Annotated in this window: 15 protein-coding genes; 6 read left to right on the top strand and 9 right to left on the bottom strand. The window is 70.3% G+C overall.

Going from position 1 to position 14491, the window contains the following annotated elements:
* The first annotated feature begins 92 nt into the window (after positions 1-92).
* The 4 genes from AB0J67_RS06705 to AB0J67_RS06690 all read left to right on the top strand — a co-directional run bounded on the left by AB0J67_RS06705 (position 93) and on the right by AB0J67_RS06690 (position 3491).
* A complete protein-coding gene (locus tag AB0J67_RS06705; RefSeq protein ID WP_363477048.1) occupies positions 93-539 on the top strand; it encodes a hypothetical protein in 447 nt (148 codons plus the stop codon).
* Positions 539-1801 (top strand): hypothetical protein, encoded by a 1263-nt coding sequence (locus AB0J67_RS06700; protein ID WP_363477045.1) that lies wholly within the window; start codon positions 539-541, stop codon positions 1799-1801. Before AB0J67_RS06705 ends, AB0J67_RS06700 begins: the two co-directional genes overlap by 1 nt.
* Positions 1798-2889 (top strand): S8 family serine peptidase, encoded by a 1092-nt coding sequence (locus tag AB0J67_RS06695; protein WP_363477042.1) that lies wholly within the window; start codon positions 1798-1800, stop codon positions 2887-2889. Before AB0J67_RS06700 ends, AB0J67_RS06695 begins: the two co-directional genes overlap by 4 nt.
* A gap of 80 nt (positions 2890-2969) precedes the next feature.
* Positions 2970-3491 (top strand): hypothetical protein, encoded by a 522-nt coding sequence (locus tag AB0J67_RS06690; protein ID WP_363477039.1) that lies wholly within the window; start codon positions 2970-2972, stop codon positions 3489-3491.
* Here AB0J67_RS06690 and AB0J67_RS06685 read toward each other — a convergent pair.
* The 9 genes from AB0J67_RS06685 to folP all read right to left on the bottom strand — a co-directional run bounded on the left by AB0J67_RS06685 (position 3469) and on the right by folP (position 13325).
* The gene (locus tag AB0J67_RS06685) at positions 3469-4083 is read right to left on the bottom strand and encodes a hypothetical protein (RefSeq protein ID WP_363477036.1); all 615 of its coding nucleotides are present in this window, start codon (positions 4081-4083) and stop codon (positions 3469-3471) included. The genes AB0J67_RS06690 and AB0J67_RS06685 overlap by 23 nt on opposite strands.
* Positions 4080-5225, bottom strand: coding sequence for a M23 family metallopeptidase (locus tag AB0J67_RS06680; RefSeq protein ID WP_363477033.1), 1146 nt, complete (start codon positions 5223-5225; stop codon positions 4080-4082). The genes AB0J67_RS06685 and AB0J67_RS06680 overlap by 4 nt, the downstream gene beginning before the upstream one ends.
* Complete coding sequence (locus tag AB0J67_RS06675; RefSeq protein WP_363477030.1) at positions 5222-5713, bottom strand: hypothetical protein; 492 nt, start codon at positions 5711-5713, stop codon at positions 5222-5224. The genes AB0J67_RS06680 and AB0J67_RS06675 overlap by 4 nt, the downstream gene beginning before the upstream one ends.
* A gap of 35 nt (positions 5714-5748) precedes the next feature.
* Entirely contained in the window at positions 5749-7512 is a 1764-nt protein-coding gene (locus AB0J67_RS06670) for a DMT family transporter (RefSeq protein WP_363477110.1), read from the bottom strand.
* A 101-nt stretch (positions 7513-7613) separates the two neighbouring features.
* Positions 7614-11213, bottom strand: a complete 3600-nt coding sequence (locus tag AB0J67_RS06665; protein ID WP_363477027.1) for an ATP-binding protein — start codon at positions 11211-11213, stop codon at positions 7614-7616.
* Positions 11210-11572, bottom strand: a complete 363-nt coding sequence (locus AB0J67_RS06660) for a hypothetical protein (protein WP_363477024.1) — start codon at positions 11570-11572, stop codon at positions 11210-11212. Before AB0J67_RS06660 ends, AB0J67_RS06665 begins: the two co-directional genes overlap by 4 nt.
* Positions 11573-11580: 8 nt before the next feature.
* Positions 11581-11898: a hypothetical protein gene (locus tag AB0J67_RS06655; RefSeq protein WP_363477021.1), complete on the bottom strand. Its 318-nt coding sequence runs from the start codon at positions 11896-11898 to the stop codon at positions 11581-11583.
* 234 nt (positions 11899-12132) lie between these two features.
* Complete coding sequence (folB, locus tag AB0J67_RS06650) at positions 12133-12489, bottom strand: dihydroneopterin aldolase (protein WP_363477018.1); 357 nt, start codon at positions 12487-12489, stop codon at positions 12133-12135.
* A gap of 2 nt (positions 12490-12491) precedes the next feature.
* Entirely contained in the window at positions 12492-13325 is an 834-nt protein-coding gene (folP, locus tag AB0J67_RS06645; RefSeq protein ID WP_363477107.1) for a dihydropteroate synthase, read from the bottom strand.
* 21 nt (positions 13326-13346) lie between these two features.
* Between folP and folK the strand changes: the two genes are divergently transcribed.
* Together folK and AB0J67_RS06635 are read left to right on the top strand one after the other, a co-directional pair.
* Positions 13347-13874 (top strand): 2-amino-4-hydroxy-6-hydroxymethyldihydropteridine diphosphokinase, encoded by a 528-nt coding sequence (gene folK, locus AB0J67_RS06640; protein WP_363477015.1) that lies wholly within the window; start codon positions 13347-13349, stop codon positions 13872-13874.
* Between the two features lie 34 nt (positions 13875-13908).
* Positions 13909-14403, top strand: a complete 495-nt coding sequence (locus tag AB0J67_RS06635; RefSeq protein WP_363477012.1) for a DUF3180 domain-containing protein — start codon at positions 13909-13911, stop codon at positions 14401-14403.
* The last annotated feature ends 88 nt before the right edge of the window (positions 14404-14491 follow it).

Raw genomic sequence — 14491 nt, 5'->3', positions numbered from 1 at the left:
CCGGCGGGCCGCACCACGGTGCGCGGAGTTATCCACAAGGGACGGACCATCCCTGTGCGAGCTGTGGCCATTCGGTTACGCTGCCGCATGACGTGCTGACGTACGTCACTGCTCATGGGGAGGTGGGCATGGCGGAGACGCCGATGAAACCGCTGGCAGTGGACATGGTCGAGGTCAAGAGGGTCAGTGCGGACCTGCGGATACAGGCCGACGGGGGCCTCGCGTCGGGGCTCGGCGGGTTCGCCCGCGAGGTCGAGCGCGGGGTGCTGTTCGGGTGGTTCTCGCCCAGCGGCGAGACCCAGGCGGCACGCAACGCGCTGTGGGCGGCCCTGCACCGTCATCGCGACAACGCCGAGCGGCAGCTGCGGCTCGGGCAGGCGCTTGCCGTCGCGCTCGAACAGGTGCTGACCAACTACACCGAAGCCGATGATCAGGCTGCAGCGGCGCTCAAGGTGCTGGAGCGGGAGATCAGCGCATCGGCGAAGCGGGCTGAGCAGGCCGCGCTGCGCCAGCGTCAAGGACGCGGGGCGGACGTGTGATGGGTGACTCGAACCCAGACGAGCTGCGGATGCTCGTCGCGCGCAAGCCGGTCACGGAGCCGGGCGGACCGGTGCTGCCACCGCAGCCCCGGTGGCAGGCCCCGCCCGTTGACTGGAACGACTACGACGTGCCGCGGATCTGGGACAGCCTCAGCTGCCTCGACCATGAGGAGACGTGGGAGCAGGCACGGGCCATCGCCCGGCAGGCCGATCTCTTGAACGCCCAGGCCGATGACCTTGTCCGGCTCCGAGAACGGCTCGCGACGGCCTGGTCGGGCGGTCAGAGTCCGGCCGCGGCCGCCGCCCTCGGCAGGATCGACTGGCTTGTCAGGGCACTGCGTGCCGATGCGCTGGCAGCCGAAACAACTGCTCGGGGCACTGACGGCGTGCTGGCGGCGATGGCGGCGGCGAAGCGGGCGATGGAGCCGATCGCCAACAAGTGGCTGGGCGTGACCCGTACGGATCCGCGAGCGTGGCACAGTAAGGCCGACACGTTGAACGAGCGGGCACGCGAGATCATGATCTCGACCGACGCCGTGGTTCGCGATCACCGTACGAACATCATCGTGCCGGATCCGACGGAACCCACGGCCAGCCCGCTGCCAGCGCTGCAGCCCAACCCCGACCCGCGCAGGCCACGTGGCGCGCGAATCGGGTCAGGGGGTTCCACCATGAGCGGACTACACGTGGCTGGGCCGTCCCCTACTCCGAACGGCAGCGGTGTCACACCCCCAGGAACAGCTGAGCCACCTCCAACCGACGCACCTGTAGAACCAGGGCCGGTGCTGAGCGGATTGCCGGTGCCCGGCATCTCCGGTGGCACCCCGTCGGCTCTGCCAATATTTCCCGGAAGCGAATATGCACGGGGTGGCGGTGCGTATGTCATGCCAAGCGGTTCAGTCACAACCGGGTATGTCATGCCGATGTCACCGAGGCCGGGCGCAGGTGGGCAAGGACTCGGCCCTGTCGCCGGGACGGGAGGCATGATGCCTATGCCGATGCCCATGGGCGGGCCGATGGCGGGTCGTGGCGCAGACGGGAGCGGTAACTACCGGCAGTCAGCCAGGACTCGCTGGGAGGTGTCGCAAGGTGGGCCAGCAGTGATCGAGCCCGGACCGGGTACCAGCCCCGAATCGGCGGCGATTGAGCCGGATCCTGACGAATTCCGCGAGTGGTTCACCGAGACGGCTATGCCCTGGCGGCTAGCCGGCAACTCCACTGAGCAGGCGCCGATCGTGACTATCCGGCGAGGAGTTTCATGAGCGTCTTCCACCGTCCGGCCAAGCTCGCTGTGGCCATGGCGGTCACTGCCATGTTCGTGGGTGTGGCCACACCGGCCGCTGCTGATCAGATCAGCGACGGCCAGTGGTTCCACGCACTGATGAAAATTTCCGCTGCACATCGGCTTACCGAGGGAGCGGGGGTCACGGTCGCGGTGATCGACACCGGCGTCGACGCCGCTCACCCCGACCTTGCGGGTTCCGTGTTGACGGGTGCGGACTTCACTGAAGAAGGTCCTGGAGACGGCCGTACCGACAGCTATGGGCATGGCACAGCGATGGCTGGCTTGATCGTCGCGCACGGCCGGGTCAAAGGTGTCGCACCTGCGGCGAAAATCCTTCCTGTGCGGACTTCGGTGAGTTCATCCGGCGGTGGAGGGCTAGCTCGAGGCATCATTTGGGCTACAGAGCAGCAGGTTGACGTCATCTCCATATCGCGGATGGTTCTCGATGACGACATCGTCGTGCGGGAGGCTGTGGAGGCGGCGCTCGCCGCCGACATCGTCGTTGTCGCCCCAACAGGCAATCGGAGCGAGTCAACGAGGATGAGCCATCTGGCGCGTATCTCAGGTGTCGTGGCTGTCGGCGGTGTCGATCGGAAGGGGGGCCACTCCAAGATCTCCGTCAGCGGAGCTGAAACTTTGCTCGCCGCTCCCTGCGACGAGATCTCCAGCACCTACCCAGGCGCGAAGTGGGGCGTCACCACTGGTACGTCCAGCTCGACGGCGCTGGTGGCGGGGGCTGCCGCGCTAATCCGAGCCAAGTTTCCCGACCTGTCGGCCGCGGACGTCATTCACCGTCTGACGGCCACGGCAATCGACAAGGGCTTCCGTGGCCCGGACGGCGAGTACGGCTACGGGATCGTCGACGTGCTCGCCGCGCTCACGAAGGACGTTATGCCCCAGTCGCTAGCGCCGTCACCCAGTCTCGATGCGACAGCGTCAAGCTACTCACCCCAGCCAGAGCGGGAGATCTCATGGCCGAGAGCTCTGGTCCCGATCATGATGGGTGCCTTCGTCATAGTTCTCGTTCTTGCGATGGTGGTGTCGAGGAGGCGAGCGCGTCGGTAGGCGCAGCAGTGCGGCCGCGCAAGGTTGCGACACGCCGAAGCAGGCTGTCCTCCTGGAGCCGGTGCGCGAGAATGGCCTCCATGTCGCGGTCGGCGAAGTGGCGAAAGATTTTGTTGGTGCTGGCGATCATTGTCGCGATCGGCGGTATCGGGGGAGCGATTACCGCAGTGCTGACCTACCACGAAGCCACAAAGATTGATCGCAGCAACCCCAAGGTCGTGCTGGACGCATACCTCCGTGCGGCGTTGGTGGAGAAGGACGCCGTCGGTGCTGACCTATATACATGCGATGACGCGAGCCAGCTAGACATTGTCAGGCAGCTGCGTGAGGAGCTCGACCGCCGCGAGCGCGATTTCGGGGTGACCATCCTCGTGGACTGGGGGGCGTTTCAGCAGCGCTCGTCCACCGAGGGGGACGTTCTGCAAACCGACCTTGTGATAACCGGCACCAAGGATGGCGAGGTGACAAGCGAACGTGTGGAACGCTGGGACTTCAGCGTCGTCGAAGATGACGGCTGGAGAGTGTGCGGCGGCTCTAGGCTCAGCACTTCAGCTGGCTCGCCGAGCCCAACGCCATCTGTCACTCAAGCCATAGCTCGGTGAGCGGAACCGCGCGCGTAGCGGGCGCCTGGCCCGTCGCAGCCCAGCGGTACCAGTCGTGCTCCTGCGCAATCCTGACCTGCGGTGTGCCTTCAGGGCCAGTGTGCGCCTCGGTAACGGCTCGGAGGCCACGCTGTTCCCCGTCGGGGCTGGTTTGCACGAGGCGCCGACCCATGAGTTGACCAGTCCCCTGGGCGGCAAGTGCCTCGGCGGGTACAGCGACCCTGGTCGGAGGTGAGTCGAGTGATACGAGATTTAGGCCGTCGACGTTATTGGTCCGTTCGGCGGTGGTGCTGATCGTCTCGACCCAGACCCGCTCAACAGGCACTAAAGCGGCGAAGACCTCGACCCGCTCGCGCTCGGCGCGATACCACTCGGCTTCAGATAGCACCGGGATCAGGCTGCGCGCTCCCTGGCGGACCATCGAGTCTCCACGCATGCCAGTTCGCCAGCCGTGTCCTGGTAGGCCGATCATCACTCGCGCTCCGCGCAGCACGCCTCCAGAACTGATCACCGTCAACGCGGGAACCGGCACGATCGGCGCCGGCGGGGTACGCCATTCGGCAGCCCACGCCGCGAAGTCTGCCTCGGTCATGCCGAGTCGCTCTCCTCTCCCAGCGCAGCGCCCTTGCTGGCCATGAACGGCACCGGGTCGATCGTGCCGGTCCGCGACCTGCGGTCACCGTTGAGGTGGACCTGGAAGTGTAGGTGCGGACCGGAGGAGTGGCCACTGTTGCCGACGAAACCGAGGTTCTGCCCGGCGCTGACCCGCTCGCCTACGCGAACCAGCGGTCGGCTCTGCATGTGGCAGTAGCGCGTGATGACTTGACCGGCGTGCAGGATATCGACGTACCAGCCGCAGCCAGGAGTGGTCAGGGAACCTTCGCGGTCGCAACCGCCGACGTCGCACTTGCTGACGATAACCACGCCGGCGGAGGCCGCGCGAATAGGCGTGTGCCGTGCTGCGCCCAGGTCGACGCCATTGTGGCCGGGGCGGGAGGCGGTGCGGTACCCCGAGACGACGTTCGCGCCGACCGGCGCGGTCCAGCCGGAGGCCGCGATCTGGCCGAACTCGGCGCACTTTAGCTCGTTACCGACGACCACCGCGCGGGCCGCGCCGTCAGCCAGCTCGTTGACGATCCGGGTCGCGAGCGGCTCGTGCTTGGCATACGCGTTGGGATAGGCACTGATCTGCACTCGCTGCGCGGCGACAGTGAGCGGCAGGCTCTCCCAATCCTTGACCTTCACGAGCTTCTTGTAGAACTTCGTCGATGAGTAGACCGGATCCATGATCTGTTCGGGAGTACCCCAGCCCTGGCTCGGCCGCTGCTGGAACAGCCCGAGCGAGTCGTGGTCGTTCCGATCGCCGAGGTGGCCGTGGTTGGTGAGGCTGCTCTCCTGCATCGCCGTGGCCACCGCGATCACCCAGCCGCGCGGCGGCAGCTTGAGCTCCTGACCCGTCTTGATGATGATTGCCGCGTTGCGGATCTTCTCTTCGCTGTACGGGCCGATGCGGGGGAACTCCCCTGTGACGCGGATCGTCTTGGTGGTGCCGCAGCCCATGGCGTTTGCCAATGGCGAAGGACTTGTAGCCAGGTCGCCGAAGATCACGGCGACGACCGCCCCGCCACAGCACAGCATGCCGAGCGCGGCGGTCACCGCGACGATCACGCCAGGCCGCACCAGCTTGCGCCCCTTGTCGCGAAGGGGCGCGGTGAGCGACGGCGGGCTGCTCATACCCGCTCCCAGTCGATGCCGTCCACCAGCCAGCGGCCATGCTCGGTAACCATGCGCAAACGCAGCAGCCCGGCGTCGATCGGTACAACGACCTCGACGTACGTCGCCGCGAAGGCTTCCATCCGAGCGTCACCGGTGATGCGGTCGGCCGGGACACCCGCCGGGTCGACGCCGTCCAGCTCTGCAACGAGGGTTTCGGTGCTGTGTGGTCGCAGCGCGTCCAACCAGGCACCGGCGCTGCGGTCATGCTTGATCCATTGCTGGGCGAACTTGTTCGCCACCGACATCGCCTGGGCGCCGTTGGTCGGCGTCACCGGGCTCGGCGACGGGTCGTGCTCGACCACGCCGTCGTCGCCGTGGGTGGGATCGACCTGGCTGGGCGCAGGCGGAGGCTGAGCCGAGAAGTCGACCGGCTCCGCGGGCCCGCCCAGGAGCTTTCCCAACCCGACGATGATCGCGACCAAGGCGGCCAGCCCGAGCGCCACCACGGTGCGGGGCCGTAGAGGAATTCGGGACAGCATGGCTAACTCCGCTCCGCCCAGGTCTCTGATCGGCTCGGTGCCGGCTGCTCGGTCGTGCTCTCCGAGCGCGCCTCGGCACGGGTCGACGCCTGCTGGGGCACCGAGGCGGGACGGTAGACCGCGTAGGCCGGTGAACCCTCCGGCACGTCCGGCGAGCGCCAAGCCTCGGACCGCACTGGATCGCCGCCACCGCGAACCTCGGCCCGCACAACAGTGGCTGGATCCTCGGCGGTGACCGCAAGTTCCGGCCGCGCCTCAGGCACGGTCGAAGGTGCGGTGCTGCCTGGCGCGCCGACGGTGGCCGGGCTGCGGTCGTTGGACGCCGCGGCGGCGGGCGCCGCAGACGGCCGCGCGGTCAGCAGCGAAGTGCCGCTGCTGTTGCCGCCGAGCTGGGTGATCCGCCGATACGGGCGCAGCAGGATCCAGCCCACGACACCGCAGAGCAGCACAAGCGTCACCTGCAACCAGCCAGGCAGCGAGGACGTGCTCATGATCAGGTCAACTGCGAACAGGTAGACGGCCGCGCCGGTGCCGAAGATCAGAACGTTGAACAGCGCCGCGAGCACCGCGTTCACCAGTCGGCGCAGTCCTGCGCTGGCAGGGCGCAGCATACCTATGGTGCCAAGCGCGGGGGCCGCGATGACCGCCCACCGGATGACCAGGAAGCCCAGCAGAACAAGCAGGGACGCGACGACGTCGAACGCGGCGTAGCTGAGCGCCGAGAGGATCGCGACGAACCCCGCCCCGATCCGCTCCATGCCCTTGGTTCCCTGCAGATACTGGTAGGCCTCGGGGTCCTCAGTCTTGATCTGCTCCGCGACCTTCATCCAGTCGCTCTGCTTGGCACGGATGATGCCGTCCCGCCTCGAAGGATCGTCTTGGATCTTCTCGACGTCGAGCCAGCTCAAAGACTTCGCGCGATAAAGCGCAGGGCCATACTTGCGCGCCGTTTCGCTGTCTGCCGACCCCAATGCCCCGCGCAGCCAGTTGCGGTAGAGAAGGGCCTGCACGGCGGTGTCGCCAGCGCGCACTGCAGGTGGCCGACGGTCCTCACATGCGCCGGGCGTGGGATCGTCACACACGGTTGACTCGGCTGCCTGCGGCCCGAGCGCGCCGTGAACCACACTCAGGACACCCACCAAGGTGCCATCCGCCGCCTTGGCGGACTGGACCGGCCAGCTGGCAATAGCCGTCACACCGACCATCACCAGAATCGCCCAACCCACCGTGGTGAGTGCCATGGACATCTGCGCCTGGCGCGAGCGCCATAGCAGGTAGACGCCGATCACGGCCAGCGTGATCACGCCGAAGACGCTGAAAACCTGCTTGTAGAGCGCGGTCGTCGCCTTCTCGACCAGCGGGTCCGCCCAGCCCCACATCTCGCTGGGAGCCCATGCCCGTTCCCGGAGCGCGTTGGAGAGACCGACGATTCCGGCGGCGAGCATGAACTCGCCGTTGGCGATCGTGTTCTCCAGCTTGTAGTCCGGGTGCATGACGGTCTGCACGCAGTTGATGTCGTAGGTGGTGTAGTCGTACCCCGCGTAGCCGTACTTGCTGTAGAGCAGATGGCTGCCACCACCTGCACTGGTCGCCCAGGTGGGCTTGCCGACGAACCAGCCGCCGAGGCCGGAGTCGGGGGCGGCCGGGTTGGGGGCGCTCACGCACTGGATGCGTGCCGCGCTCACCTCCTGCAACCGGCTCACGCACTCATCGATCCCGCGCTTGGTCCACTCCTCCAGCGAGCACAGCTTGTCCCCCGGCGCCACGGCAGCCGCGGCCGGCTCGACCGCGACGGCCTGCGCCGGGGCGGCGAACAGCGTGCCCAGCCCGAGCACCGCAGCGGCCAGGACGGCGGAGGCGAACCGCTTCACCGCTTGCCTCCCTGGCCTGCCGCCTGCCCCGTCGGGGTCGTGTCGAGGGTCTCCAGCAGCCCGGCCACGTACGACACGTCGACCCGGACCCGCTGCACCCGGCTGTCGACGTCCCGCAGCACGAACTCGCGGTACCCGAGCCGACCTGCGCTGTTGGCGTCCGGCGCGGACAGCGACGCGAGCACGGCCTCGTACCCCACGTCGGTCGGCACCCGCAGCAGCCGCAGCGCCTCGGAGGCGATCTCCGGGTCCTGCGCGATCCGGCCGACGAACACGGTCGACACGAGGTTCTGCACGTCCAGCCCGAGGATATCCTTCGGGTTCTGCGAGGCGACGAGCGCCGCGAGGTTCCACTTGCGGCTGTCGCGCGCGAGCCGGACCAGGAACGACCGCCCGGACCGCCAGCCCTCCATGAAGTGGGCCTCGTCGAGTCCGACGAGCTTGCGCTGGTGCATGTCGCCGGAGTAGCAGCGCCGCACGGCGAGCCGGTGCGCGGTGTGCAGCATCGGCAGGGCGAGGGCCTCTTCGGCGGACCAGTACTCGCGTTCGATCTTCAGGTCGGGCAGGCGCAGCCCGGACATGGTGATGACGGTGAGCGCGGCGTCGGTGCTGAGCAGGTCGCCGGGCGGGCTGCCGAAGAACAGCAGTGCGAGCGGCATCTCGGCGGTGTCGAGCAGCAGGTTGGCCAGTTCGCGGCCGGTGTCGTCGATGCCGGCGAGGCAGCGGACGACGTCGTCGAGGGTGGCCGTCTCCTCGGCGGGGACGGTGCGTACGGCGTGCCGGAGCAGCGTCGCGGTGGAGGCTTCGCGGGCGACCTGCGGCGGCATGAGCATCGAGCAGATGTCCTGCACGAGCATGCGGCGTTCGGCGCGGGCGTTGCTGACGGAGATCTCGTACTCGCGGTCGCCGTTGGGGCCGGGCGGGAACTCGGTGCGCTGCGGTGTCGGGATGAGCGAGTACGGCGCGAGGGTGCCCTGCTCGCCGCCGGTCAGGTTGAGCACGCGGGAGTACGGCCGCAGCTCGGGCATGGAGGCCAGGCGGGCGAGCGGGCCGGACGGGTCGAGCAGGGTGACCTGCACGCCGCGCCGGGCGTTGAGGTAGCCCATGGCGCCGAGCAGGGTGGACTTGCCACCGCCGGGTTCGGCGACCATGACGGACAGGCCGGAGCGCTCGCGCACCTCCATGGGGAAGTGCGGGTCGAGGAAGACGGGGCGGCGGCAGGTGCCGGCGGTGCGTCCGAGCAGGTCGCCGCGGCGGTCACCGACGACGGACGCGGCCTGGGGCAGCGCGGCGGCGAGCAGGCGTACCGGCATGCGGCGCAGGTAGCCGGTGTTGGCTACGGGCTCGCCGGGGATGAACTCGCGGGCGAGCTGGTCCTGCTGCTTGGGGTGCTGCAGGGCGACGCGCAGCTCGCGGCTGTAGGTGGCGACGACGGAGCGGGCGCGTTCGAGGCATTCCTCGCGGTCGGCGCCGCTGACGGCGATGCGGTGCCAGCCGTGCGCGCGGGCGGAGTCGACGGGCAGGCCGGTGGTCATCTCGTCGCCCATGACGAGGGCGCGGCTGGCCAGGCGCTCCAGCTCGGGCGGGGCGTCCATGCCGTGCTCGAGGTAGTCCAGCTGCTGCGAGCGGATCATGCGGAGCCGGTGTTCGAGGTTGCGGAAGCTGTCGCCGGGTCCGAGGATGTCCACCCGCGACGACAGTTCCATGGGCCAGGGCAGGCGCTCGTGGAAGTGCAGCCAGGGCTCGTGCCGCTCGGGGATGTCGAGGGGCTCCATGCGGCCGACGGTGAGCACGGCGACGTGCCGTTCCTCGCCGGTCATCCGGTTGACGAGCTTGACCGTGCTGCCGTACGGGGTGCGGTAGCGCTCGATGTGCTCGGTGAGGGCGAGCAGGTCGCCGCCGTCCCAGCGGCCGTGGCCGACCGAGCCGATCATGTTCGGTGGGCTCATGCCGAGCGCGACGGAGCGGTAGAGCAGCCATTCCAGCTCGCCGGCGGCGGCGCGCTGGCCGCGCATGCCGAACGCGGCGAGCACCTCGTCGAACTGCTCGACCTGCTTGCCGAGCTTGCGGCGCTCGGAGTCGGCGGTGCCCTTGCCGAAGGCGCGCAGCACCTTCTCGCTGAACGAGTCGCCGAGGGCGCGGCGGGCGAAGGTGACGCCGAGGAACGTCTGGCCCTCGCTGTGGTTGATCTCGCGCAGGTGGCGCTGGGCGGCGACCAGGTGGTCGCCCCAGCCGGGCGCGCCGGGCACCGGCGGCAGCGGGCGCTGGGTGAGCTGGTCGAGCTGGGCGGCCCACTGGTCGGCCGGGAACGGCCGGGTGGTGCGGCGCAGGTGCAGGCGGAACCCGGCGAGGCCGGCGTACTGCTCGCTGATCGCGGACAGCAGCGCCTCGCGCTCGGCGTCGGGGCGGAACGCCCAGCGCACCTCGGGCAGCACGTACCAGGCGGTGACGGCGTGTGGAGTGAACGTGAGATGACCGGCGATCTCGGTGATCTCGAGTTCCTGGGAGGCGTCGCGGTCGCGTGCGGCCTTGGGCGGCGCGGGTGGCTTGACCTGCTTGCCGCGGCTCTTCGGCGCGGGCGTGCGGCGGCCGGGGTCCGGCGGGGCCGAGCGCGGCGCGGCCTGCGGCGCCCCGCGGGGCGGCAGCGGGCGGCTGCTCAGCGGCACGGTGCTGACCGGCACGGAGCTGACGGGCATGGCGCTGACCGGGCGGTTGCGCGGCTCGGCCGCCGGGCGCATCGGCACCCCGCTGACCGGCACGCCGCTCACGGGCACGCCGCTGACCGGTGCGCTGCGCGGGGCACCGCTGACCGGCGCGTTACGCGGCTCGGCCCGCTCCGGGCCGCTGCGCGGCACGCCGCTGACGGGCGCGCTGCGAGGGACACCGCTGACGGGCGCGTTGCGGGGGACGCCGCTGACGGGCGCGTTGCGGGGGACGCCGCCGACCGGCGCGTTGCGCGGGCGGCGCGGCTGGGTGGCGTCGTCGTCCTCCCCGGCATACCGCCCCGGTGCGGTCGGCGGTGGCGTCACGGGTGGGGGAGCGACCGGCGGGGCGTCGGCCCGTTCGGGGGCGCGCCGCATCGCGGCGGCCTGCGGGCTGTCGGAGCGGCCGGGGGTACGCCCGGACGTCGGGGCGTCGGTCCGCGCGCCCGGCCCACCCCGCGTGGGCGGGACGGGGGTGCGCGGCGGCGCGGCGGTGCGTCCGACCGAGCCGGGGTCGCCCGCCTCGGAGTCGAACAGCTCCAGGAACGGCGACTCGATGTCGGGACCGGACGGTGCCGGCGGCGCAGGCGGCGGCTCGGGGTCGCGGCGGGCCGAGGCGGCACGCTCGCGCTGGGCCTGGGTGGCGGCGTCGGCGGCGGCGCGCAGCTCGGCCGCGCGCCGATCGGCGGCGGTCTGCAGGTCGCTGCGCAGGTCGGCGGTGCGCGCCTCGGGGCGGGCCCCGGGCTCGTCGGCGGCGGCGTCCGGCTCGGCCGGTTCGCGGCGCCGGGGCGGCTGGAACACGGCGACCGGCCCCTGGGTGGCCGGCCCCTCGACGGAGGGGACGACGTCGGAGACGGCGTCGTCCAGGTCGTACTCGGTATCGTGGCTGGTCATGTGATCGCCTGCCGCACGACGACGCGGCGCGCGACCAGGCGCGGGTCACGGCGCTCGGTGACCGGCTCGCGGGTGCGCTTCCAGTCGGTGAGCGCGGTGCGGATGACCATCCGGGCGGGCCGGTCGGGGTCGACGTGGCGGAAGACGTACGACGTGGTCACGATCGCCAGCGCGATCTCCCACGCGGGGAAGATCTCGAACTGCTGGGTGAACAGCCAGTGTATGCCCATGTAGAGCGGCACGAGCAGCACGAACAGGCCGTACTGGGCGTACGGCAGCTGCACCGGGAGGGTGTAGCCGGGCGGGCCCAGGTAGACAAGGCGGGCCCGATAGATGTCGTCGTCCGTACGCAGCCGCATCGTTCCGCCTACTCGAACATGATGTCGATCAGGTTCTCACCGACCAGCAGCAGCGCCCCGGCGCCGACGATGAACGCCACGCCGATGATCGCGATTGCCGAGCTGGTGAGCACCTTCGAGACCTCGCCCTTGCTGGCGCGGCCGATGAAGATCACGCCGAGGATGGCCAGCAGGATCGGGGAGATCTTGGTGGCGAAGAAGGTGAGGATGTCGTTGGTCGCGATGTTGCCCTTGGGGTCCGGGGCCGCCAGGACCGCGTCGGCGATCATGTCGAGGGCCGGCGTGGCATGGCTCCACGCCGCCTGGACCAGCTCCATGGCGATCATTCGGTACCTCCCCGGTGCGCGACCGGCGCTGCAATTGCCTAAGCCTTACCGATGGAGGTCACCGGCGGTGGGATGCGGCCGATGACACCCTGCTTCGTGTCGATCACAGTTAGTAGTGAAGCGCCGGGGTTTTGCTGTTGTGTAGGACCGGTGTTCGATCCATAGCAGAGCGTACGGTGCCCCCACCGGTGCGACAAGCCATGCAGGTGGTGGCGGGTGTCGGATGTCCGGCCGTCACCTTGCGCCGCTCATCGTGACGCTCACGTCGGCGAAGGTCAGCGGTATCGGCGCCTGTGGCTTGTGGACGGTGACCGTCGCGCGGGCGACCAAGTCGTAGGCGAGGCAGGCATCGACGAGGCGGCGCGCCAGCGTCTCGATCAGATTGACCGGCGGCCCGGCGACGATCTCGGCCAGACGTGAGGCCAGCTCGCCGTAGTGCACCGTGTCGGCCACGTCGTCGCTGGCGGTGGCCGGCGCCAGGTCCAGTTCGAGCACCACGTCCAGCACGAAGTCCTGCCCGTCGCGCCGCTCGAAGTCGAAGACGCCGTGGTTGCCGCGTACCCGCAGGCCGGTGAGCGTGATCAGGTCCATGGTCAGCCTTCGTAGCGCAGCCGGGGGCTGCCGGTCGCGCGCCACACCGCGAGGGCGTCGACGGTCGAGCGCACGTCGTGCACGCGTACCCCCCAGGCGCCCGCGGCGACCGCGAGCACGCTGGTCGCGGTGGTGGCGGCGTCGCGGTCCGGCGCGGGCCGCCCGTCGAGCAGCAGCCCCAGATAGGACTTCCGGCTCGCCGCGAACAGCACCGGGAAGCCGAGCGCGATCAGCTCGTCGAGGTGCCGGGTCAGCGCCCAGTTGTGCGCGGCGGTCTTCGCGAAGCCCAGGCCCGGGTCGACGATGATCTGGTCGGCGGCGATCCCGGCGGCCAGCGCCTCGTCCACCCGCCGCGACAGCTCGTCGCGCACCTGCGCGACCACGTCGTCGTACGCGGCCAGCGACTGCATGTCCGCCGAGTGCCCGCGCCAGTGCATCACCACGTACGGGCAGCCGGCCGCGGCGACCACGCGGCGCATCGCCGGGTCGGCCAGCCCGCCGGAGACGTCGTTGACGACGGCCGCCCCCGCCTCGATCGCGGCCGCGGCCACCGCCGCGCGGGTGGTGTCCACACTGGCCGGCACGCCCGCGGCGGTGAGCGCGGCGATGACCGGCACCACCCGTTTGATCTCGGTGTCGGCGTCGACGCGCGCCGCACCCGGCCGGGTGGACTCACCGCCCACGTCGACCAGGTGGGCGCCCTGCAGGCGCAGCTCGGCCCCGTGCCGCACGGCGGCGTCGAGGTCGTCGTAGAGGCCGCCGTCGGAGAAGGAGTCGGGGGTGACGTTGAGAACCCCCATCACGATCGGCGGCGTCGCGCGCATCAGGTCGACCACCACGCTGCGAGAATATCGGTCGTGACTGCGGTGGTCTTCTCGATAGGCAGCAACCTCGGCGACCGTGCCGAACACCTGCGCTTCGCGGTGCGGCGGCTCGCCCAGGAGGGTGAGCTGCTCGCGGTGAGCGGCGTCTACGAGACGCCGCCGTGGGGCGACACCGAGCAGCCGGCGTACTACAACGCCGCCCTGCTGGTGCGCGGCCCGCAGACGGTCGAGCAGTGGCTGCTCACGGCGCAGGGCATCGAGCACGAGGCCGGGCGGGTGCGCCACCAGGCGCGGCGCTACAGCCCGCGCACCCTCGACGTCGACCTGGTCGCGGCCTGGACCGACGACGGCGCGCCGATCCTGCGCGACACGCCGGAGCTCACCCTGCCCCACCCGCACGCCCACCAGCGGGCGTTCGTGCTGCGCCCGTGGCTGGAGGTGCAGCCGTACGCGGAGCTGCCCGGCCACGGCTGGGTCAACGAACTGGTGCTGGCCGAGCCGATGGCGGCCGAGGTCGCCGCGATGACCGCCCTGCCCGCCGTGCGGCTCGAAGTAGAGTGACCCTCAATCTGTGTAGTGAGGGGTGCGGAGCCAAGTGAGCCAGCCGTCGACGCCGGAGCCTCGGCTGCAACCCACCAACCCGGCCACCCTCGTCGTGGCGGGCCTGGGCTCCGCCGCGATCGCCTGGCTCGTCATCAGCGAGTGGTACGGCAGCATGCCCCCGCTGCCGTGGCTGCCCGCGTTCACCCTGCTCGCGCTCGCCCTCGTCGAGTTCGCGCTGGCACAGCAGACCCGGGCGCGCATCGACCGCAAGCCCGGCCGGCCGGGGGTCGAGCCGCTGGCCGTCGCCCGGTACGCGGTGCTCGCCAAGGCGTCGTCGCTGGCCGGGGCGATCTTCGCCGGGTTCTCCGCCGGGCTGACCCTGTGGCTGCTCGTCGACGGCCAGCGGCTCAGCGCCGCCGCGCGCGACCTGCCCCCGGCGGTCATCTCGCTGTCCTGCTCGCTCGCGCTGATCGCGGCGGGGCTGTGGCTGGAGCGGGCCTGCCGGGTGCCCGAGCGACCCGACGACGACAAGCGGGACATCGACTGAAGGCCGGGCGACCACTTTCCGACACGAGACGCCAGCAGCAGGTTATCGCCGGGGAAGACTGTCGCATTCACGTTTAAGCCGGTAGGTT

It is taken from the genome of Catellatospora sp. NPDC049609, from assembly GCF_040675365.1.
GTDB lineage: Bacteria > Actinomycetota > Actinomycetes > Mycobacteriales > Micromonosporaceae > Catellatospora.
The sequence above is the reverse complement of the archived record's forward strand: the minus strand, read 5'-3'. Positions and strand labels throughout refer to the sequence as shown.

Excerpts from the sequence above, each read along its gene's own strand:
- AB0J67_RS06700 (WP_363477045.1), top strand. The coding sequence starts at position 539 with ATGGGTGACTCGAACCCAGACGAGCTGCGGATGCTCGTCGCGCGCAAG.
- AB0J67_RS06695 (WP_363477042.1), top strand. The coding sequence starts at position 1,798 with ATGAGCGTCTTCCACCGTCCGGCCAAGCTCGCTGTGGCCATGGCGGTC.
- AB0J67_RS06690 (WP_363477039.1), top strand. The coding sequence starts at position 2,970 with ATGTCGCGGTCGGCGAAGTGGCGAAAGATTTTGTTGGTGCTGGCGATC.
- AB0J67_RS06685 (WP_363477036.1), bottom strand. The coding sequence starts at position 4,083 with ATGACCGAGGCAGACTTCGCGGCGTGGGCTGCCGAATGGCGTACCCCG.
- AB0J67_RS06680 (WP_363477033.1), bottom strand. The coding sequence starts at position 5,225 with ATGAGCAGCCCGCCGTCGCTCACCGCGCCCCTTCGCGACAAGGGGCGC.
- AB0J67_RS06665 (WP_363477027.1), bottom strand. The coding sequence starts at position 11,213 with ATGACCAGCCACGATACCGAGTACGACCTGGACGACGCCGTCTCCGAC.
- AB0J67_RS06660 (WP_363477024.1), bottom strand. The coding sequence starts at position 11,572 with ATGCGGCTGCGTACGGACGACGACATCTATCGGGCCCGCCTTGTCTAC.
- AB0J67_RS06655 (WP_363477021.1), bottom strand. The coding sequence starts at position 11,898 with ATGATCGCCATGGAGCTGGTCCAGGCGGCGTGGAGCCATGCCACGCCG.
- folB (WP_363477018.1), bottom strand. The coding sequence starts at position 12,489 with ATGGACCTGATCACGCTCACCGGCCTGCGGGTACGCGGCAACCACGGC.